Below are 19391 nucleotides of genomic sequence, written 5' to 3'. Positions count from 1 at the left end.
ACCCCCCAGAACAGGAGCAGTTGGGCGCCGCACCGGGATCGGTGGGCGCCGCACACTCAAGCACCGGCAGCACCGCCGCGCAAGATGTCACGCAGGATCTGAAATTATTCGACAGCAGATGGGATCTCTTGAGCCTCAGGCTTTCGGCGCTTGCGCGGTCGATCCCCTGACGACCAGCTCGGGCTCGAACAGCAGTTCCTCCGCCGGTACCACCGTTCCGCCGATCTGCGCGTTCAGGAGTTCGACTGCGGCCCTGCCCATGGCCTCGATGGGCTGCCGGACGGTGGTGAGCGGGGGCTCGGTGCAGTTCATGAACGCCGAGTCGTCGTAGCCGACCACCGAGACCCGGGAGGGCACCTCGTACCCCTTGCGGCGGGCGGCGCGGACGGCGCCCAGGGCGAGCGGGTCGCTGGCGCAGATGATGCCGGTGACACCCCGGTCGATGAGCCGGGACGCGGCCGCGTGCCCGCCCTCGATGGAGAAGATCGCGCGGGCCACGAACTCGTCCGGCACGTCGCCGATCGCGCGCGCGGCGGTCAGCTTCCGGGCCGAGGGGACGTGGTCGCCGGGGCCGAGGACCAGGCCGATGCGCTCGTGCCCCAGGGAGGCCAGGTGCCGCCAGGCCTGCTCCACCGCCACCGCGTCGTCGCAGGACACGCTCGGGAAGCCGAGGTGCTCGATGGCCGCGTTGACCAGCACCACCGGGATGTTGCGGTCGGCGAGCAGCCGGTAGTGGTCGTGCGGCGCCTCGGCCTGGGCGTAGAGCCCGCCGGCGAACACCACGCCGGAGACCTGCTGCTGCAGCAGCAGCTCCACGTAGTCCGCCTCGGAGACCCCGCCCTTGGTCTGGGTGCACAGCACCGGCGTGAGGCCGAGCTGCGCCAGGGCGCCGCCGATCACTTCGGCGAACGCCGGGAAGATGGGGTTCTGCAGCTCGGGCAGGACCAGACCGACGAGCCGGGCGCGTTCACCGCGCAGTTGGGTGGGGCGCTCGTAGCCGAGCACGTCGAGGGCCGAGAGCACCGCCTGCCGGGTCGCCTCGGAGACCCCCGGCTTGCCGTTGAGCACCCGGCTGACCGTGGCCTCGCTGACCCCGACCTTCTTGGCTACTTCCGCAAGTCGTCGCGTCATGCACGCAAGGGTAGCGCAAGTTACGCAAGCTGTTTGCGTAAGGTGTTGGAGGTGCGGTGCCACGCACCTCGCAGAGGCAATGCGGGTCAACGGACCGGCAGTTCGCTGCCCTCCCGACGGGAAGTGGTGCCGAGCAGTGCACGTGCGACGTCTTCCAGCGGTCCGAGCAGCGGGTTGGGGTCGTCGGCGCGCGTGACGAGTACGACCTCGCACGGATCGATGTCGATGACCGGCACCAGGACGATGTCCTCACGCACGGCGGCGCGTCGGTCGCCGGCGGGGAAGATCGCGACACAGTGGCCGGTGGCGACGAGTTCCAGCTTGTCCTCGTAGCTGTCGTCGGTCGCGGGCGGGGGCGGGGGCGGGCGGTCACCGACCGGCCTGGGCGTGCCCCAGAGAACCGGTGCGCTCACGCAGGCCACCAGTTCCTCGGCCGACAGAGTCCGCAGGCTGACAGCCTTCTCCTTCGCCAGACGGTGCCTGGCCGACATGACGAGAACCCGCGACTCCTCGTGGAGCTTGGCCACCCGGAAGCCGTCCGTCGGAAACGGCAGCGGCCGGTACGCGACGAGTGCGTCGACCCGCCCCTCGGCGAGGGCGCTCATGTCCCGCCAGTCGAGGTGCCGGGTACGGACCCGGCCGTCAGGGTACCGGCGGCGCAGTTCCTGCACACAGGCGGTGATGACCAGCCCTTCGGCATAGCCGATGGTGACGGCTCGGGGCTGGGCGGCCGCTCTGGCCGTGCGAGCGGCTTGCTCGGCCTCCTGGAGCAGTGTCCGGGCCCTGGGCAGGAACGCCCGACCGGCGTCCGTGAGGCTGCTGCCCTGCGGCGAACGGTCGAACAGCCGGACACCGAGCTGAGCCTCCAGCCGCTGGATCTGACGGCTCAGCGACGGCTGCGCCAAGTGCAGCCTGGTGGCGGCCCGGCCGAAGTTGCCGTACTCCGCCACGACCGTGAAATAGCGCACGAGCCGCAGATCGACGTCCATTGGCCCAGCGTACGTCGCGTGTCGTCATACGCCTGGGGCATGGCGGCATACGGAACAGGTCTTGGACAGGGAGTACGGGTGGATATTTGGCTTGAGGGCATGAGCACTTATGACGGCAAGAAGATCGTGATCACGGGTGGAAGCAGCGGTATCGGCCTGACGACGGCCCGGTTGTTCGCGGACGGCGGGGCGCACGTACTGATCACCGGCCGCACCCGGTCCACCCTCGACGCCGCGCTGGAGCAGCTGGGGGACAAGGCGGTCGCCGTGCCCAGCGACGCCGCCGACCTGAAGGACATCGAGGCACTGGCCGACACGGTCAGGGAGCACTTCGGCGCCGTGGACGCGCTGTTCGTCAACGCCGCCGTCACTGCCTCCGCGCCGTTCGACGCGACGACGGAGGAGATGTACGACGCGGTGTTCGGCATCAACACCAAGGGCCCGTACTTCACGGTCCAGGCGCTGGCGCCGCTCTTGCGCGAGGGAAGCGGCGTGGTCCTCACCACGTCGGTGGTGAACGTCCTGGGCCTCGACGCGCTCAGTGTCTACTCGGCGAGCAAGGCGGCCCTGCGGTCGATGACGCGCACCCTGGCCCGCGAGTTGCTGCCGCGCAAGGTGCGCGTCAACGCCGTGAGCCCCGGCCCGATCGACTCCGGCATCCTGGACCGCTCCCTGCCCGCCGACGTCGCCGAGACCATGAAGGACACCTACCGGAGCACCATCCCCATGCAGCGGCTGGGAAGGTCCGAGGAAGTGGCCGCAGCGGTGGCCTACTTGGCGTTCGGCGCGACCTTCTCTACGGGAACGGAGTTCCCCGTCGACGGAGGGGCTTCGCAACTCTAGGTGCCCTGACCGCGACCCTGATCCAGCCCGACGGGCAACACGTGGGAAGACTCAGTTTGGCACCCGCTGCGCTCGCGCGTCGGTGTCAGGAACGAAGGGTGCGCAGGCCGGTGCGGATTTCGCTGACCAGGATGTCGGGCTGTTCCAGGGCCGCGAAGTGCCCGCCCTTGTCGGCCTCGCCGTAGTGGATCAGATTGCTGTAGGTGTCTTCGATCCAGCTACGTGGCACGCGTGGGATGTCCCTCGGGAAGACGGTCACCGCGACCGGAAGCGTCACCTTCGGGCCAGCGAAAGTGAGCGATTTGTTCTCCCAATAGATGCGGCCGGACGACGCCGCGCTGTTGGTGAACCAGTAGAGGGATATCGCGTCGAGCATGTCGTCGATGCCGAGAGCGTCCTCGGCGAGCCCGTGGTTGTCGGTCTTGGACTGGAACTTCTCGTAGATCCAGGCTGCCTGGCCGGCGGGAGAGTCCGCCAGGGCGAATCCGACGGTCTCCGGTTTCGTGCCCTGAAGGTGGTTCGACCCACCGAGATCGCCGGTGTAGAGGGCGAGGGTCTCCACGGCGTAGCGCTGCTCGGGCGACAAGGTGTCGGGTATCTGTGCGGGAAAGGCGTACTGGGTGTTCAGATGAATTCCGACAAGCCCCTCAGGTCGCATGGCGCCGAGGGCGGTGGTGACGACGGCACCCCAATCGCCGCCCTGTGCGGCCCATTTCGTGTAGCCGAGACGCTTCATCAGCTCCGCCCACGCGCTCGCGATGCGCGAGACGGTCCACCCGGTCTCCGTAGGCTTCTGCGAGAACCCGAACCCGGGGAGCGACGGGACGACGACGTCGAACGAGTCGGCGGCATCCCCTCCGAACGCGACCGGATCGGTCAGCGGGCCGATCAGCTTCAGGAACTCGACGATCGAGCCCGGCCATCCATGCGTGAGTATCAGCGGCATCGCGTGGGGATTCCTGGACCTGACGTGGATGAAGTGGATGTCCAGCCCGTCAATCTCGGTCAGGAACTGCGGGAAGCGATTGAGCTCGGACTCGAAGCGCCGCCAGTCGTAGCCGCGCTCCCAGTATTCGACCAGAGACCTGGCGTTCTCCACGCGAACCCCCTGCGACCAGTCGCCCACCGTTTCCGGATCCGGCCACCGAGTTCTGGCCAGTCGCTGCTTGACGTCGTCGATCTCCGATTCCGGGATCGAGACGGTGAACGGGCGAACGAGGGCCGAGGTCGGCGGCGTCGGTGCGGTCATCGCGTTCTTCACTTCTCCCGAGCTTCGAAGCGCAGCTCTTCGCTGCACACTGTTGTACAGTCAATCTCACTGTACACCCGTGTGCAATACTGGGGCCGTGCCCACCGAGTCCTCCCGCGTGCGCTCGATGATGGAGACACGCGATCGCATCCTCGACGTCGCCCTCCAGGTGCTGGGAGAGAACCCCGACGCCGGAATGGGCGACATCGCCTCCGCTGCCGGCGTCGTCCGTCGCACGGTCTATGACCACTTCCCCTCGCGCCTCGACCTGGTCCGGACACTGACGGAACGGGCCGTCACCGAGATGACAGCCGTGCTCACCGAAGTCAACGCCTCCGGCGCGGAAGCGGACGCGACGTGGGTCGAATTCATCGCCCGTCTCTGGCCGGTGGCGCACCGGTACCGGGTGCTGCTGGCGCTGCGCCGTGGCGAGTACGGCGAGACGATCCACGGCCTGCTGGGTCCGGTCGACGACCTCCTCGCCGACCTGGTGAAACGGGGCCAGGACGGCGACGTGTTCGCACAACACCTGCCGGCGGACATTCTGAGCCAGGTCGCCTACGGCGTCGTGTTCGCCATCGCGGACAGCGACCTGTCGAACGGGACCATCGGCGCCCGAGCAGCGACGATCACGAGCCTGCTGATGCTGGGAGTCCCCGAGACACGCGCCATCGCTCTCGTGGGCGCCCAGCCCTGACCCGCGACACTCGAGCGGAGCCGCGGATCACCGACAGTCGGCCACGAGGCACCACCACCCGGCTGTGCACCATCCCGTCACGGCCCGAAGTAACCCGCACGGTTGAAGATCTCTGGTCGAGGGTGTCTGCCGCTCAGCCAGGAACGCGCTCGCTGAGGTCAGAGAATTACGCGACGTTCATCCGCGCACCGAGACTGGCTGAGACGGAACGGTAGGAGACTCGCTCGTTGCCCCCTCAAACGCGGCTGCCGGTCGCCGTGTCCGCCGAGAGCCGTTGCGCGACGTAGATCGGGACGACGGACAGCAGGACCAGCACCGCCGCCACCACGTTCACCACCGGAGCCTGCTGCGGGCGGGTCATGTTGTCGAAGATCCACAGGGGCAGGGTCTGGACGCCCGGCCCGGCGGTGAAGGTGGTGACCACGATCTCGTCGAAGGAGAGCGCGAAGGCGAGCAGCCCGCCCGCGAGCAGCGCCGAACGCACCAGCGGGAAGGTGACGTCGGCGAACGCGCGGAAGGTGTCGGCGCCCAGGTCGGCGGCGGCTTCCTCGTAGCTGCCGGAGGTACGGCGCAGCCGGGCGACGACGTTGTTGAAGACGATCACCACGCAGAAGGTGGCGTGACCGACCACCACGGTGAACAGGCCGAGTCCGACGCCGAGCGGCTCCAGGACCGTGCTGAACGCCGAGTTGAGGGCGATGCCGGTGACGATGCCGGGCAGCGCGATCGGCAGCACGACCACGAAGGAGAGCGCGTCCCGGCCGAAGAAGCGGTACCGGGCGACCGCGAAGGCGATCAGCGTGCCGAGCACCAGGGCGATCGCGGTGGCGCCGAGCCCGGCCTTCACCGAGGTCCACAGGGCCTCGCGGGCACCGGAGCTGCGCCAGGCGGCCGACCACCAGCGGGTGGTCAGGCCGGGCGGCGGCCAGCTCGCACTGCGGTCCGGGTTCAGGGAGTTGACGAGGACGAGGAGGAGAGGGACGTAGATGACGGCGAAGCCGAGGGCGGCGGCGGCGCGGAGAGCGATCCGGGCGGGCCGGGAGAGTGTCATGTGTGACATGTGACATAGCACCCTGGGTGTCAGAGGCTGCTCAACGCCCCCGTCCGCCGCATCGCCAGCAGATACAGCACGATGACGACGACCGGGACGGTGGCGAGCGCGGCGGCCATGGGCAGGTTGAGTTCGATGTTGGCGTAGACGAGGTTGCCGATGAGCTGGGTCTTGCCGCCGACGATCTGCACGGTGATGTAGTCGCCGAGGCTGAGCGAGAAGGTGAAGACGGATCCGGCGGCGACCGACGGCAGCACCATCGGGAGCACCACCGAGCGGAAGGTCCGCCCGGCGCGGGCGCCCAGGTCGGCCGACGCGTCGAGGAGGTTGTCGGGCAGCTGCTCCAGCGCCGTGTGGATGGGCAGGATCATGTACGGCAGCCACAGGTAGGTCAGGGTGAGCACGGTGGCCGGCAGTCCGAAGCCGGGCCCGCTGAGCCCGAAGGGTTTGAGCAGCCAGTCGGCGAGGCCGCCCTCGGACAGGATCAGCCGCCAGGCGTACACCTTGACCAGGTAACTCGCCCACAGCGGCGTGAGGATGGCGACGACGAGCAGCGGGCGCCGGCTCGGCTTGGCGAGCCGGGCGGTGTAGAAGGCGACCGGGAAGGCGAGCACCGCGCACAGGACGGTCACTGCGAGGGCGACGCCGACGCTGCGCAGGATCACCTGCCGGAACACCGGGGTCGTGAACAGCTCGTGGAAGTTGTCGGCCGACCAGACCTTGACGACCTCGGAGGTGAAGGAGTCCGTCGTCCAGAAGGCGGAGACGAACAGCACGGCCAGCGAGCCGAGGTAGAGCACGGCCAGCCAGAGCAGCGGGGCGGTCAGCAGCAGGGCGAGGCGGAGCCGGGGGCGCCGGTGCAGCGCCCCCGCGGTCCGGGTGAGCAGGGCCATGGGTCAGCCCTTGATCTCGGTCCAGGCCTGCACCCACTTGGCGTACGGCACGCACTTGACGTCGGTGCGGCCGTCCAGGCACTGCTCGATGGGCGTGTTCCAGAAGGCGATGTTCTTCCAGTAGCTCTCGTCGGCCGCGTGGTAGGTGGTGCAGAAGCTCTTGTCGCTGGTCAGGGCGCAGGCCTTGGCATTGGCGGGGGCCTCGCCGAAGTACTCGGCGACCTCGGCGTTGACCTTCGGGGAGACGATCCAGTTCAGCCACTGGTAGGCGCAGTCGGGGTGTTTGGCCTTGGCGGAGACCATCCAGGTGTCGGACCAGCCGGTGGAACCCTCCTTGGGCACGAAGGCCTTCACCTTGGCGCCCTCGCCGGCGGCCAGGTTGGCGATGACCTGCCAGCTGGTGCCGATGACGGAGTCGCCGCTCTTGAAGGCGGAGATCTCCTTGAGGTAGTCGCTCCAGTACTCGCCGATGTCCGCGTTCTGCTGCTTGAGCAGGGCGACGGCCGCGTCGAACTGCTTCTGGTCGAGCGCGTAGGGGTCCTTGATCTTCAGCTCGGGCTTGGTGGCCTTGAGGTAGAGGGCCGCGTCGGCGATGTAGATCGGCGAGTCGTAGGCGGTGACGTGGCCCTTGTACTTGCCGGCGTCGTCGAAGACGGCCGACCAGGAGGTGGGCGCGGGGCTGACCTTCTGGGTGTTGTACATCAGCAGGTTGGCGCCGCGGCCGTGCGGGATGCCGTACATCTGGCCCTTCACGGAGTTCCAGGCGCCGTTCTTCAGGCCGCTGAAGACGTCCTTGTAGTTCGGTACGAGCTTGGTGTTGACGGGGGCCGCGTCGCCGGAGGCGATCAGGCGCAGGGAGGCGTCGCCGGAGGCGGAGACGGCGTCGTACTGGCCGGTCTTCATCAGTTTGACCATCTCGTCGGAGCTGGCGGCGACCTTGGAGTTGACCTGGCAGCCGGTCTGCTTCTCGAAGTCGGTGACCCAGTCGACCTTGGGGTCGTCGGAGCCGTCCTCGACGTAGCCGGCCCAGGCGATCAGGTTGACCTCGCCCTCGGACTTGCCCAGCTTGGCGAGGGGTTTGAGGTCGGGCGGGTTGAGGCCGGTCGAGGTGCCGGAGCCGGAGGAGCCGCAGGCGGTGGCGGCCAGCAGCAGCGCGGCGACCGCGGTCGCGGTGAGAGGTCGGGTGAGGCGCACGGCGTACTCCATACGTGAGGAACGGCGGATCCGGACGTGGGGACGGCGGGGCGGTCGCGGTGAGGGGCGGCGGGTCAGTCGGGGACGTGGACGGTGTGCCGGCGCTGCCAGCGCAGCCGGACGCGGGTGCCGCGGTAGGCGGTGACGTCCTCGGCGGAGGTGTCGAGGTTCTGCTGGAGCGCGGTGAGCCGGCCGCCGCCGTCCAGGTCGACGAGGAAGCGGGTGGCGTCGCCGAGGTAGACCACCTCGGCGACGGTGCCGAGGGCGCTGACGTGCCCTTCCGCATCCGGGTCGGCGGTCTCGGCGCCGTCGTCGAGGACCCGGATCTTCTCCGGGCGGACGCTGTGGGTGCCGCTCTCGCCGAGCACGCGCAGGGCGGTCTCGCCGGTGAGCAGGTTGGAGGTGCCGACGAAGGAGGCGACGAACCGGGTCTCGGGGCGTTCGTAGATCTCGGCGGGGGTGCCGACCTGTTCGATGCGGCCCTGGTGGAAGACGGCGACGCGGTCGCTCATGGTCAGGGCCTCCTCCTGGTCGTGGGTGACGAAGACGAAGGTGATGCCGACCTCGCGTTGCAGGGCCTTGAGTTCGATCTGCATCTGCTCGCGCAGTTTGAGGTCGAGGGCGCCGAGGGGTTCGTCGAGGAGCAGGACGCGGGGGCGTCCGACGAGGGCGCGGGCGAGGGCGACGCGCTGGCGCTGGCCGCCGGAGAGCTGGGAGGGGCGGCGGGTGCCGTAGCCGTCGAGGCGGACCTCGGTGAGGGCCTTGCGGGCGCGGACCAGGCGTTCGGCCTTGGGGACGCCGCGGACCTTGAGGGAGTAGGCGACGTTCTGTTCGACGCTCATGTGCGGGAACAGGGCGTAGTCCTGGAAGACGGTGTGCACGTCGCGTTCGAAGGGGGCGCGGCGGGTGACGTCCTGCCCGGCGAGTTCGATCGTGCCCGAGGTGGGGGTCTCGAAGCCGGCGATCAGGCGGAGCACGGTGGTCTTGCCGGAGCCGGACGGGCCGAGCATGGAGAAGAACTCGCCGTCGTGGATCTCCAGGTCGACGCCGGACACGGCGCTCGTGTCGCCGAACGACTTCCGCAGATCCCGCAACCGGATCGCGCTGGCCTCCATGGGCGGGAACCTCTCTGCCGTTCTCGTGCGTTGCACCTGGTGACCGGAAAGATATGAAGTCATAGTTCACAGCTCAAGACCCTTCCGAGGTAAAGGTTGGGTCAACGCATAGGGTGGTGGGCCGTGAGACAGCACCAGACGGCGGGCGGCGCCCGAAAGGCCGTCTTCGCCCCCGTGGACGGCGGGGCCCGGGTCGACGCCGTGGTCCGCCGGATCGGCGACGCCATCGAGCTCGGCCTGCTCTCGGACGGCGAGCAGCTGCCGGGCGAGACCGAACTGGCCGGACAGCTCGGGGTGTCCACGGTGACCCTGCGGGAGGCGCTGATGGCGCTGCGCCAGCAGGGGTTGGTGGTCACCCGCCGGGGCCGGGGCGGCGGCAGCTTCGTCTCCTCCCCCGAAGTGCCCGACCGGGAGCGGCTCCTGGCGCGGCTGCGCGGCTGGAGCCCCGAGGAGCTGCGCGACCTCGGCGACCACTGGGCCGCTCTGTCCGGCACCGCCGCCGACCTCGCCGCGCAGCGCACCGAGGACCACGACCTCGACCAGCTCCGCCGGACCACCGAGGAACTGCGCGGGGCGCCGGACGCGGCGGCGCGCAGCCGGGTGTACGGCCGCTTCCACGTGGAGCTGGCCGCCGCCGCCCAGTCGGCCCGGCTCACCCGCGAACAGGTGGCGCTGCAGACGGAGATCGGGGCGCTGCTCTGCCTTGTGCTGGGCGACGACGAATATCGTGAAGAGGTGGCGGACCGTCACCGGTCCGTAATCTCGGCCGTGCAGGATGGGGCGCACACATCGGCCAGGGAGCTGGCCGAGCGGTGCGTACGGGACTCGACGGCACGGCTCATCGCCCTGCGGCTGGCCCTGTAGCCGCGCCGCGCCCGCTCCCCCGTCCGCCGGAGGGCACCATGAGCCGCGGCACCGTCCCCTCCGGTCCGGCGGCGGCCACGCTCGACGCCGCCGAGGAGTACGTGGCCGCACGGGTCGGTCACGCCCTGGAGGCGGTGTTCGACGCCGTCGCGGCGACCCGCGCCGACACGGCCGCGCTGCTGGCCCGGGTGGCCGCCGAGGGCCGCCGGCCGGTGACCGCTGACCTGGCCGCGCTCCGCCCCGGACTCCATCTGCGGCTGGCCCGGCAGGAGCTGGTCTCCGGTGTCGGGTTCGTGGCCGCGCCCGGCGTGCTGGCCGACGTCCCGGCGTGGCTGGAGTGGTGGCAGAGCGACGCCTACGGGGACGTACGGCCGCTCCTCCTCGACCTGGACCCGCGCACCTCGGCGTACTCCGACTACACGCACTGGGACTGGTTCGCGCTGCCCCGGGAGACCGGGCGGCGGGCGGTGGCCGGGCCGTACGTCGACTACCTCTGCTCGGACGAGTACAGCCTCACGCTGTCCGCGCCGGTGGAGGTCGGCGGCCGGTTCCTGGGCGTGGCCGCGGCGGACGTGTACCTGCGGCACTTCGAGACCGCCGCGCTGCCGCTGCTGCGCGAGCTGTCGGGACCCGCGCGGCTGGTCAACGCCCGCGGCCGGGTGGCGGCCTCGGCGGACCCGGCCCGGCTGGCCGGTTCGCTGGACAGGGGGCCGGACTTCGCGGCGGTCCTGGAGAGCGGGCGGCCGGGAACGTCCGGCGGGCTGCGGCTGGTGCCGTGCCGGGGCGTGCCGCTGGTGCTGGTGGTGGCGGGCGGCTGAGACGGGCTGAGACGACGGGGCCGGGGCGGGACCTCGCCGGCGTCCGGCCCGGCGCCGTCGGCGACCTGAACGCCGACGGTGCCGGGTCAGCCTTCGGGGGCCGGGACGACGGCGAGATGGGCGCCCAGCCCGCCGGGCCGCCGGGAGCGGCGCGGGGCGGGGGGGCGGGGGACGGCGCGCAGCACCAGGGTGTAACGCGCGTAGCCCATGTCCTGGAGGGTCTTGGGGGTTTCGCCGACGACCCGGCACTCGGTGGCGCCCAGCAGCGGGTCCGGGTGCAGCAGCGGCCGGACGGCTCCGTCGAGCTGCGCGCCGTCCTCGCCGACCGCGCGCAGCCAGTGCGGCAGGCCCTGCCGGAAGGCGGCCTCCATGATGGGGTCCTGGGCGATCTCCCGGCGGACCGCCTGGAGTTCGTGGTCGTGGCCGTACCGCTCCAGGGCGGTTTTGAACTGCGCCAGCAGCGGCAGGCACCAGCCCGCCTCGTGGGCGCCGAGAACCGTTCCGGCATCCGGGTGGAACAGGACGAAACGCAGGAAGTTGTCCCCGGGCATCGCGGTGGGATGCGGGGCGACCGCCCGGAAAAGTGTCTCGAACGCGCCGTTGGCCAGCACCACGTCCCAGCGGTGGTCCACCACCAGCGACGGGAAGGGGACGGAGTCCAGCAGGAGCGCGTAGTCCTGGAGGTACGCCTGGGCCTCAAGGCCTTCGGGGACGGGGCGCGGCGCCGGCCGCCGCCCACCTGCCTGATATGCCATCGGGAGGTCACCCCTCTTGCCTATGCGGCCTTCTCGCGGCGATGTGATCCTGCTGCCCCACCCTGAGTCATGTCAACTATCGTGGCATTTCATGCCTGTTGACGTCCGAAATTGGCCACAGTTGTGGCGAGACCTGGATGTGAGTTCGAACGACCCGCTAATCTCCGGGGGGTCGTGCGGGTGCCGGGACGTTCACGGCGCAGCTTGTGAGAAGCCCCTGATTCCCCTGAGAGACGTAGGAGTTCTGTCGGTGACGGATGGCTACGAGGATCCGGGCGCCACGGCGACCGCCCAGCTGCCGGCCGCCGTCGCCCGCGTCTCCGCACTCGCCGACCGGCTCGGCGTCCCGCACGCCGAGGTCCTCCACGTCGGACGGCTATCGCACGCCTGCGGTGTTCCTGAGCCCGTGGTCCGGGCCCTGCTGACCGGCCGCCCGGCGGGCGAGCCCGACGTCCAGGCCCGCTTCCTGCAACGCCTGGACCTGCTGCGCCGCACCCGGCTCAAGCCGAACGGCCGCAAGCACACCCAGCAGGAGATCGCCGACGGCGCCGGCATGTCCCGGCAGCAGGCGGGCGCCCTCATCAACGGTGACCGGCGGCCGACCATGGAGCACTGCGACGCCCTGCAGCGCTACTTCCGCGTGCACGCGGGATTCCTCACGGCCGAGGATCCCGAGGCCCTCGCCGGCGCCCTGCAGCGGGTGGAGCAGGAGCTGCTGCAGAAGCTGGCCGACCGGGAGCGGGCCGCGGCAGAGGCCGCCGAGGACCCGCTGGAGCGGCTGCTGCAGGACCACGGGGTGCGCGGCATCGCCTGGCGGGCCGCCCAGCTTCCCACCGACCAGCACCGGGACAAGGTCGCGGAGTGGCTGGACATGCTCCTGGAAAGCGTCAAGCGGCCCGAGTCGTGAGCCGAGAGTCGTGACCCGAGGGAGGAAAGTGGGCATCGGCAGGGACATGCGCCGGCTGAGCGGTGAGCTGGTCGGGGGACTCACCCTGCCCACGCCCGCGCCGCCGCAGGAACTGTACCGGGCGCTGTGCGACGCGCTGGGCCGCCGCCGCGGCCGCCCCGTCCAGTTCCGTACGGCCGTCTTCCCGCCCGGCACGGCCAGCGGGCTGTGGCTGGACCTGGCCGACCGCGACCTGGTCGTCGTCGAGGAACGCACCGTTCCCGACCACCAGTTGGTGATCCTCGGTCACGAGCTGTGGCACATGCACGCCGAGCACTGCGGCCATGACGTGGACGGGGTCGGGGTGGCCGCGCGGCTCCTCGGCACTGCCACCGGCACCGGCACCGACGCGGGCACCGAGGCGGACCAGGCCGCGCTCCAGGCCGCCGTCCAGCGGGTGGCCGCCCGTACCCGCTTCGACCGCGCCGAGGAACGGGACGCGGAGACCTTCGGGCTGCTGCTGGCCAGCAAGTGCCGCACCTGGCTCGCGGGTTCGGCGCTGCGCGGGCCGGTACGGCGGCACGACGTGGCGGGCCGCATCGAGGCGTCGCTGGGCTACCTGGGGAAGTGAGTCCGGCCCGGCCGCACGTCCGCTGAGTGGGCGAACCGGGGTGTGGCCGGACGGCGTTGTCAGTGGTGACCGGCAAGCTGGGGGGTGCGCACCGCACACCCGGTGAGCCCGCGCCGTCCGGGCGCGTGACCACGACGACCGACGGGGAGAGCCGACCGATGCACACCGCCGTACTGACCGACCGTGAACGCGCCGCCGTCCAGGCCTATCTGCGGCTGCTGCACACCGTGCGCGCGGCCTTCGACGGCCCGCCCGACGCCCCGCGCCCGTTCGTGGTGCCGCCGGCCGTGCTCGCCGAGGCCGAGCAGGCACTGACCGGAGCCGGACTGGCCGGCAACGAGGAGGCGTTCTTCCGGCTGCTGCACGACTGGTGCCCACCCACCTGAGCCGGGCGCGGCGCGTCAGGGGTGCGGCACGACCACGGCCGAGGTCAGCATGCCGTGCCCCACGCTCCAGCGGCCCTCGAAGACCTGCAGCCGCCGCCCGCCGACCTCCGGACCGGGGACCAGGAGGCGGGCGCGCAGGATGCCGTGCGGCCGTTCACCGGGCTCCGGGACGAGCTCTATGTCGGCCTCCGTGAAGTCCAGCCACTTCCCGGTGAGGGGGAACCACGCCTTGTAGACGGATTCCTTGGCGCTGAACAGCAGCCGGTCCCAGTGCACGCCGGGCCGGTCGGCCGCGAGCACGGCGAGCCGCTGCCGCTCCGCGGGCAGCAGCACGGCCTCGCCGACCCCCTCGGGGAGCGCGGCGTGCGGTTCGGCGTCGATGCCGAGGGCGGCCAGGTCGGTGGCGCGGACCAGCGCGGCGGCGCAGTACCCCTCGCAGTGGGTCATGCTGCCGACCAGCCCGTCCGGCCAGCGCGGGGCGCCCCGCTCGCCGCTCACCACGGGCTGCGGCGGGACTCCCAGCTTCTCCATGGCATCGCGGGCGCAGGCGCGCACGGCGGCGAACTCGCGGCGGCGCTTGGGCACGGCCCGGGCGACCAGCGCCGCCTCCTCGGGGTAGAGCGGGGCCTCGCGGATCGCTTCGTCACCGAGCATCTCCACGGCCACCACCGACTCCGGGAGCAGCTCCTCGATCACCGGTTCCGACCTCCATCGGCAGAATGCGGCGCAGCCGGCCCGGGTCTCCGGAACGCTTGCGCCACTCGCGGGGATATCCCACGGAGACCTCTTCGAAGCGGACCCCGTCGAGCCAGGTGGTCCGGGGGATGTGCAGATGACCGTAGACCATGGTGGTGACACGGAACCGGCGGTGCCAGTCGGCGGTGCGGGTGGTGCCGCACCACATGGCGAACTCCGGGTACCAGAGCACGTCGGTGGGGTGCCGGTCCAGCGGGTAGTGCCCGGCCAGCACGGTCGGCAGCTCCTCCGGCAGTTCGGCGAGCCGACGTTCGGTCTCCTCGACCCGGGCCCGGCACCAGTCCTCGCGGGTCGGATAGGGGTCGGGGTGCAGCAGGTACTCGTCGTTGCAGACGATGCCGGTGCCGTGCGCGTAGGCGAGGCCCTCCTCCTTGGTGGCGCAGCCGGCCGGCAGGAAGGAGTAGTCGTACAGCAGGAAGAGCGGTGCCACGGCGACCGGGCCGCCGGGGCCCTCCCAGACCGGGTACGGGTCCTCGGGGGTGACCACGCCCAGCTCCCGGCAGAGGCCGACGAGGTGCTCGTAGCGGGCGACTCCGCGCAGCGTGACCGGGTCCTTGGGGTGGGTCCACAGGTCGTGGTTGCCGGGCGCCCACAGCACCTTGCGGAAGCGGCCGGCGAAGGTCTCCAGCACCCAGCGGATGTCCGCGACGGTCTCCGCGACGTCACCGGCCACGATCAGCCAGTCCTCGTCCGACTCCGGACGCATCTTCTCGACGAGCTCGCGGTTCTCCGGGTACGAGATGTGCAGGTCGCTGATGGCCAGCAGCTGCCCGGCACCGGCCGTGGACTCCACCCCGTACCCCTTCCGATCATGTCGTCGGCACCCACCACAACACATTTCGGGTGCCGGGAACAAGAGCGCCCGGCCGGGCGCGGCGCCGGGTTTCGGGCCGTCAAGGAAACCGGCGCGGACGGTGCAGGAAAACGCGCGTGGACAGCACGGGGAAATCCGTAACACTCGCGTTGCACGCGGGGCCCCTTGAAAGCCGTATGATCCCCCCAACACCACCGCCACGAACTTCCCTTCGCCCAGGGCGGTTTGGTGTCCCTCCAACCACCCTGCCCGGGCACGGGCCCGCTGAGCCCTGCCCGAAAACCCCGAAAGGCGGCATTAATGCGCTCTCGCGTACGCGTCTGGCTCAACCGCACGTACGCGGAGAACGTGTTCTTCATGGATCAGCTGCGGAGAAATCCCAGCGACCGGGCGGTCGAGATCCATGCGACGCACGGTGACGCCGACTCCCCCGTGCTGGCCGCCGCCGACACCGCCGACCTGGAGCCTGCGGGCCTGTCCCCGGCCGGCTACGTCGAGTACGCCCTCGACCAGTGCCAGCGCCGTGGCATCGATGTCTTCGTGCCCCGGCTGCACCAGTCGGCCATCGTGGCCCACCGGAGCGACTTCGAGGCGATCGGTACGGCCCTGCTGGCGCCGACGCCGGAGGCGACCGCCGTCTTCGAGGACAAGGCGACCGCGTACGAGGCGGTGAGCTCGGTGGGCGTCCCGGTGCCGCCGTGGTCGCGGGTCCGCACGGCGGACGAACTGGTCGCCGCCGTCGAGGAGTTGGAGGCCGGTGGGCACAAGGCCTGCTTCAAGCCGGCCGCTGGTGCGGGTGGCGTGGGTTTCCGCGTGATCACGCGCGCCCCCTTCTCGCTCTTTCACCTCAACGGGTTCCCCGGGCCGTACGTCCAGTTCGACCTGGTCGTGGACGCGCTGCGCCGCGCGGACCAGCCGGTGGACTGGCTGGTGATGCCGCGTCTGGAGGAGCCGGAGGTGTCCGTCGATTGCCTCACCGGGCCCGACAACCAGGTCCGGCTGGCCGTGGGCCGCACCAAGAAGGGCCGCCGGCGCGGGTTCACCCTCGACGACCAGTGGCTGAAGCCGGCGCGGATCATCGCCGAGGGCTTCGGGCTGCACTACCTGTCCAACATCCAGTTCCGGATGTACGGCGACCAGCCGGTGCTGCTCGACGTCAACACGCGGCCGGCGGGCGGGCTGCACCAGCTGTCGCTCTGCGGGATCAACGCGCCGTGGGCGGCCGTGCAGTTGGCGCTGGGCGAGGACCCCGGGGTGATCGAGCCGCCGTTCCTGGGGCAGGACTACGCGGTGGTGTCCGGGCCGAAGCCTGTACTGCCGTCGGTTCCCGTGCAGCGGGAGGACGCCGACGTGGTGCTGGCGCCGGCGTTGCCCGTGGAAGTGGAGTCGGTTGACGCTGCGGCTGCGGTGTTGCCGCTCTAGGTTGTCGGCCGGGTGCGGCGCCTTCGTGGTTGCTCGCGCAGTCCCCGCGCCCCTACGTAATTCACCTCACCGGTATGGACCAATTCACGTCCGTCTCCTTGACACGTGGATTGGTCCATACCAACTTGGTTGCGCACCCCCCTGCACCTTCGTGCAACTCCCGAACACCCCCATTCCTTCAGGGAGATCGCGTGCGCAACTCGCTCAGACGTTCCAGACGTCGGATACTCGCCCTGCTCGGGTCCGCCGCTCTCGCGCTCGCCGGGGCCATCGCGCTGCCCGGCACCGCGCAGGCGGCCAACGTCCTGTCCAACCCCGGCTTCGAGTCGGGGAGTCTGTCGCCGTGGTCCTGCTCCGGGAACCTCGGCTCCGTCGTGTCCTCGCCCGTGCACGGCGGCTCGAAGGCACTCGCGGGTGCCGCGAGCGCCAGTGACAACGCGCAGTGCACGCAGACCGTCGCCGTGCAGCCCAACACGACGTACTCGCTCAGCGGCTGGGTCCGCGGCTCGTACGTCTACCTCGGGGTGACCGGCGGGGCGTCGACCTGGACCACCTCGGCGTCCCAGTACAGCCAGCTGACGGTCTCCTTCACCACCGGGGCCTCGCAGACCAGCGCCCAGATCTACGTCCACGGGTGGTACGCCCAGGGGACGTACTACGCCGACGACATCAGCCTCGACGGGCCCGGCGGCAGCTCGGACACCCAGGCGCCCACCGCGCCGACGAACCTGACCTCCACCGGGAAGACCTCGTCGAGCGTGTCCCTGTCGTGGTCGGCCGCGACCGACAACGTCGGGGTGGCGGCGTACGACGTCTACCGCGGATCGACCCTGGCGACGAGCGTCTCGGGGACCTCCGCCACGGTGAGCGGACTGTCGGCCAGTACGGCGTACACGTTCACGGTGAAGGCGCGGGACGCGGCCGGGAACGTGTCGGCGGCCTCCAACTCCGTGTCGGTGACGACGAGCGCCGGCAGCGGCGGCGGGACCGGCTTCAAGCAGGCCGCGCCCTACCTCTACGAGGGCTGGGGCGACCCGCCGAACCCGACGACCGTGATGAACGCGACCGGCATCAAGAACTTCACCATGGCCTTCGTCCTCGACTCGGGCGGCTGCACCCCGGCCTGGGACGGCAGCCGGGCGCTGACCGGCGGCGCCGACCAGACCGCGGTCAACCAGATCCGGGCGGCCGGCGGTGACGTCACCCCGTCGTTCGGCGGCTGGCAGGGCAGCAAGCTCGGCGCCAACTGCTCCTCGGCGAGCGCGCTGGCCGGGGCGATCCAGAAGGTGATCGACGCCTACGGTCTCAAGTCCGTGGACATGGACATCGAGAACACGGACGAGTTCGAGAACGAGGCCGTGCAGGCAAAAATCCTGACCGCCCTGAAGACGGTCAAGGCCAACAACGCCGGCCTGAAGACGATCGTCACCTTCGGGACGTCCACCACCGGTCCGACGTACTACGGCAACCGGCTCATCGAGCAGGCCCAGTCGATCGGCGCCGACATCGACGTCTTCACGATCATGCCGTTCGACTTCGGCGGCGGCTCCGACATGTACGGCAACACCGTGGCCGCGGCCGAGGGGCTGAAGACCAAGCTGAAGTCCACGTTCGGCTGGGACGACGCGACGGCGTACGCGCACATCGGGATCTCCGGCATGAACGGACTGTCCGACCAGCAGGAGAACACCACTCCGGCGATCTGGACGCAGATCCGCGACTGGGGGAACTCGCACCACATCGCCCGGCTCGCCTTCTGGGCGGCGAACCGGGACCGCGGCTGCGCGGGCGGCGGCGTGGTGAGCAACTGCTCCGGGATCAGCCAGAGCGACTGGCAGTTCACCTCGATCACGGCCGGCTTCACCGGCTGAGCGACCGGGATCAGCGGCGTGGGGGCTATCCGACCGGGTACCCCCACGCCTTCGCTATCTCCGCGAGGCGGGGCGGGAGCTCGGCGGTGGGGTCGGCCTGGCGGGCGGCCTGGATGCGACCGGACTTGATCTCGTTGCTCCAGTCGCCGAGCTTGGGCCGGAAGGTGCCGTGGTCCTGGGTGCCGTAGTCGAGCATCCCGCTCTCCCAGGGGACGCCGAGGTACGCGCACAGGCCGCGGGTGACCTGCTCCGGCTCGGAGGTCAGGTCCTCGTACGTGATCACATGGGCGTCGGGGAGCTGCTGCCGGGCCTCCTCCAGCTTCTCGGCGTAGCCGAGGACCTCGCCGTGGATCTGGCTGAGATCCGGTTCGGCGCGGCGGCTGATCAGGGACTGGATGACCGCGCCGGGGTGGCGCAGCAGCAGGACGAACCGGGCGTCGGGCCAACATCGGTGCAGCCGTGGCCAGATGAGGGTGTTCGGCGGGGTCTTGTCGACGATGACGTCCTTGCCGCTGCGGCTGAGTTCGAGGTGCAGCACCCGGTCCCACAGGACGTGCTCCAGCTCGTCCTTGTCCAGGGCGAGTTCCGCCATGGCGTCGGCCGTGAAGTCCCGCGACATGCGGACGTGGACCGTGCGCAGGTGCATCTCGTGCGGGGCGCGGATACGGCTGTGGCTGTTGAGCAGGACCCGCAGCAGCGTGGAGCCGGAGCGCACCGAGGACAGCACGAAGACGGGCTTCTCCACCAGGCGCGGGGCACGTGGGGCCACGTAGGCCTCGGTGACCGGCTTGACCGCGGGCTGGGTGGGGATGGCGTCCAGGGTCTTGCGCGGCGGGCTCACCGCCTGCGCCATGAGCCGGCCCCGGCGCTTCAGCCCCTTGGCGATCGCTGACATTCGCGGGTCTCGCACGGTGATGCCTTTCTGTCGTCCCTGCCGTCCCGCATCCCAGGGGTGTCAGGCGAACTCAAGGTGTCCAGGAGGGAAACCGGCAGGTTCACGGCGACCCGAAAAGCCGCCGTGACCAG

General features: G+C 70.6%; 20 protein-coding genes. 9 read left to right on the top strand and 11 right to left on the bottom strand.

Annotation, left to right across the window (positions count from 1 at the left end):
* Positions 1–135: 135 nt before the first annotated feature.
* Entirely contained in the window at positions 136–1131 is a 996-nt protein-coding gene (locus ACIQVL_RS42355) for a LacI family DNA-binding transcriptional regulator (protein ID WP_403440478.1), read from the bottom strand.
* 86 nt (positions 1132–1217) lie between these two features.
* Positions 1218–2120, bottom strand: a complete 903-nt coding sequence (locus ACIQVL_RS42350) for a LysR family transcriptional regulator (RefSeq protein WP_403440475.1) — start codon at positions 2118–2120, stop codon at positions 1218–1220.
* A 99-nt stretch (positions 2121–2219) separates the two neighbouring features.
* On the opposite strand from ACIQVL_RS42350, the gene ACIQVL_RS42345 reads away from it, so the two are divergent.
* Positions 2220–2963 (top strand): SDR family oxidoreductase, encoded by a 744-nt coding sequence (locus ACIQVL_RS42345; protein ID WP_403440474.1) that lies wholly within the window; start codon positions 2220–2222, stop codon positions 2961–2963.
* Positions 2964–3048: 85 nt separating this feature from the next.
* Here ACIQVL_RS42345 and ACIQVL_RS42340 read toward each other — a convergent pair whose 3' ends face one another.
* On the bottom strand, positions 3049–4212 hold the full coding sequence (locus ACIQVL_RS42340) for an epoxide hydrolase family protein (RefSeq protein ID WP_403478132.1): 1164 nt from the start codon (positions 4210–4212) through the stop codon (positions 3049–3051).
* 97 nt (positions 4213–4309) lie between these two features.
* On the opposite strand from ACIQVL_RS42340, the gene ACIQVL_RS42335 reads away from it, so the two are divergent.
* Positions 4310–4909 carry a TetR/AcrR family transcriptional regulator gene (locus tag ACIQVL_RS42335; protein WP_403440469.1) on the top strand — a complete coding sequence of 200 codons (600 nt, stop codon included), beginning with the start codon at positions 4310–4312 and terminating at the stop codon, positions 4907–4909.
* A 235-nt stretch (positions 4910–5144) separates the two neighbouring features.
* Here ACIQVL_RS42335 and ACIQVL_RS42330 read toward each other — a convergent pair whose 3' ends face one another.
* From ACIQVL_RS42330 to ACIQVL_RS42315, 4 genes are all read right to left on the bottom strand, one after another.
* Complete coding sequence (locus ACIQVL_RS42330) at positions 5145–5960, bottom strand: ABC transporter permease (RefSeq protein WP_403440565.1); 816 nt, start codon at positions 5958–5960, stop codon at positions 5145–5147.
* Positions 5961–5989: 29 nt separating this feature from the next.
* Positions 5990–6853 (bottom strand): ABC transporter permease, encoded by an 864-nt coding sequence (locus tag ACIQVL_RS42325; protein ID WP_403440466.1) that lies wholly within the window; start codon positions 6851–6853, stop codon positions 5990–5992.
* A gap of 3 nt (positions 6854–6856) precedes the next feature.
* Positions 6857–8047, bottom strand: a complete 1191-nt coding sequence (locus ACIQVL_RS42320) for an ABC transporter substrate-binding protein (protein WP_403478131.1) — start codon at positions 8045–8047, stop codon at positions 6857–6859.
* A gap of 74 nt (positions 8048–8121) precedes the next feature.
* Positions 8122–9162 carry an ABC transporter ATP-binding protein gene (locus ACIQVL_RS42315; RefSeq protein ID WP_403440461.1) on the bottom strand — a complete coding sequence of 347 codons (1041 nt, stop codon included), beginning with the start codon at positions 9160–9162 and terminating at the stop codon, positions 8122–8124.
* Between the two features lie 123 nt (positions 9163–9285).
* Here ACIQVL_RS42315 and ACIQVL_RS42310 point away from each other — a divergent pair, with 123 nt between their 5' ends.
* Together ACIQVL_RS42310 and ACIQVL_RS42305 are read left to right on the top strand one after the other, a co-directional pair.
* The gene (locus tag ACIQVL_RS42310) at positions 9286–10026 is read left to right on the top strand and encodes a FadR/GntR family transcriptional regulator (protein ID WP_403440458.1); all 741 of its coding nucleotides are present in this window, start codon (positions 9286–9288) and stop codon (positions 10024–10026) included.
* A gap of 38 nt (positions 10027–10064) precedes the next feature.
* Positions 10065–10844 (top strand): cache domain-containing protein, encoded by a 780-nt coding sequence (locus ACIQVL_RS42305; RefSeq protein WP_403478130.1) that lies wholly within the window; start codon positions 10065–10067, stop codon positions 10842–10844.
* An 86-nt stretch (positions 10845–10930) separates the two neighbouring features.
* Here the strand turns inward: ACIQVL_RS42305 and ACIQVL_RS42300 are convergent, their stop codons facing one another.
* A complete protein-coding gene (locus ACIQVL_RS42300) occupies positions 10931–11599 on the bottom strand; it encodes a hypothetical protein (protein ID WP_403478129.1) in 669 nt (222 codons plus the stop codon).
* Positions 11600–11849: 250 nt separating this feature from the next.
* Here ACIQVL_RS42300 and ACIQVL_RS42295 point away from each other — a divergent pair, with 250 nt between their 5' ends.
* The 3 genes from ACIQVL_RS42295 (at position 11850) to ACIQVL_RS42285 (ending at position 13502) form a co-directional block, all read left to right on the top strand.
* Complete coding sequence (locus ACIQVL_RS42295; protein ID WP_403440452.1) at positions 11850–12506, top strand: helix-turn-helix domain-containing protein; 657 nt, start codon at positions 11850–11852, stop codon at positions 12504–12506.
* Between the two features lie 46 nt (positions 12507–12552).
* Positions 12553–13116 (top strand): toxin-antitoxin system, toxin component, encoded by a 564-nt coding sequence (locus ACIQVL_RS42290; RefSeq protein ID WP_403440563.1) that lies wholly within the window; start codon positions 12553–12555, stop codon positions 13114–13116.
* A gap of 158 nt (positions 13117–13274) precedes the next feature.
* Positions 13275–13502: a hypothetical protein gene (locus ACIQVL_RS42285; RefSeq protein WP_403440561.1), complete on the top strand. Its 228-nt coding sequence runs from the start codon at positions 13275–13277 to the stop codon at positions 13500–13502.
* Between the two features lie 15 nt (positions 13503–13517).
* Here the strand turns inward: ACIQVL_RS42285 and ACIQVL_RS42280 are convergent, their stop codons facing one another.
* Positions 13518–14198, bottom strand: coding sequence for a 4'-phosphopantetheinyl transferase (locus ACIQVL_RS42280; protein ID WP_403440450.1), 681 nt, complete (start codon positions 14196–14198; stop codon positions 13518–13520).
* The gene (locus ACIQVL_RS42275) at positions 14146–15051 is read right to left on the bottom strand and encodes a metallophosphoesterase family protein (protein ID WP_403440447.1); all 906 of its coding nucleotides are present in this window, start codon (positions 15049–15051) and stop codon (positions 14146–14148) included. Before ACIQVL_RS42275 ends, ACIQVL_RS42280 begins: the two co-directional genes overlap by 53 nt.
* A gap of 321 nt (positions 15052–15372) precedes the next feature.
* Between ACIQVL_RS42275 and ACIQVL_RS42270 the strand changes: the two genes are divergently transcribed.
* Together ACIQVL_RS42270 and ACIQVL_RS42265 are read left to right on the top strand one after the other, a co-directional pair.
* Complete coding sequence (locus ACIQVL_RS42270) at positions 15373–16494, top strand: ATP-grasp domain-containing protein (RefSeq protein ID WP_403440444.1); 1122 nt, start codon at positions 15373–15375, stop codon at positions 16492–16494.
* A 191-nt stretch (positions 16495–16685) separates the two neighbouring features.
* On the top strand, positions 16686–18365 hold the full coding sequence (locus tag ACIQVL_RS42265; RefSeq protein WP_403440441.1) for a carbohydrate binding domain-containing protein: 1680 nt from the start codon (positions 16686–16688) through the stop codon (positions 18363–18365).
* Positions 18366–18390: 25 nt separating this feature from the next.
* Here ACIQVL_RS42265 and ACIQVL_RS42260 read toward each other — a convergent pair whose 3' ends face one another.
* Positions 18391–19260 (bottom strand): sulfotransferase family protein, encoded by an 870-nt coding sequence (locus ACIQVL_RS42260; protein WP_403440439.1) that lies wholly within the window; start codon positions 19258–19260, stop codon positions 18391–18393.
* Positions 19261–19391: the final 131 nt, after the last annotated feature.

The organism is Streptomyces sp. NPDC090499 (assembly GCF_044769305.1).
Taxonomy (GTDB): Bacteria; Actinomycetota; Actinomycetes; order Streptomycetales; family Streptomycetaceae; genus Streptomyces.
Note: the sequence above shows the minus strand (reverse complement) of the source record. Positions and strands in the feature narration are given on the sequence as shown.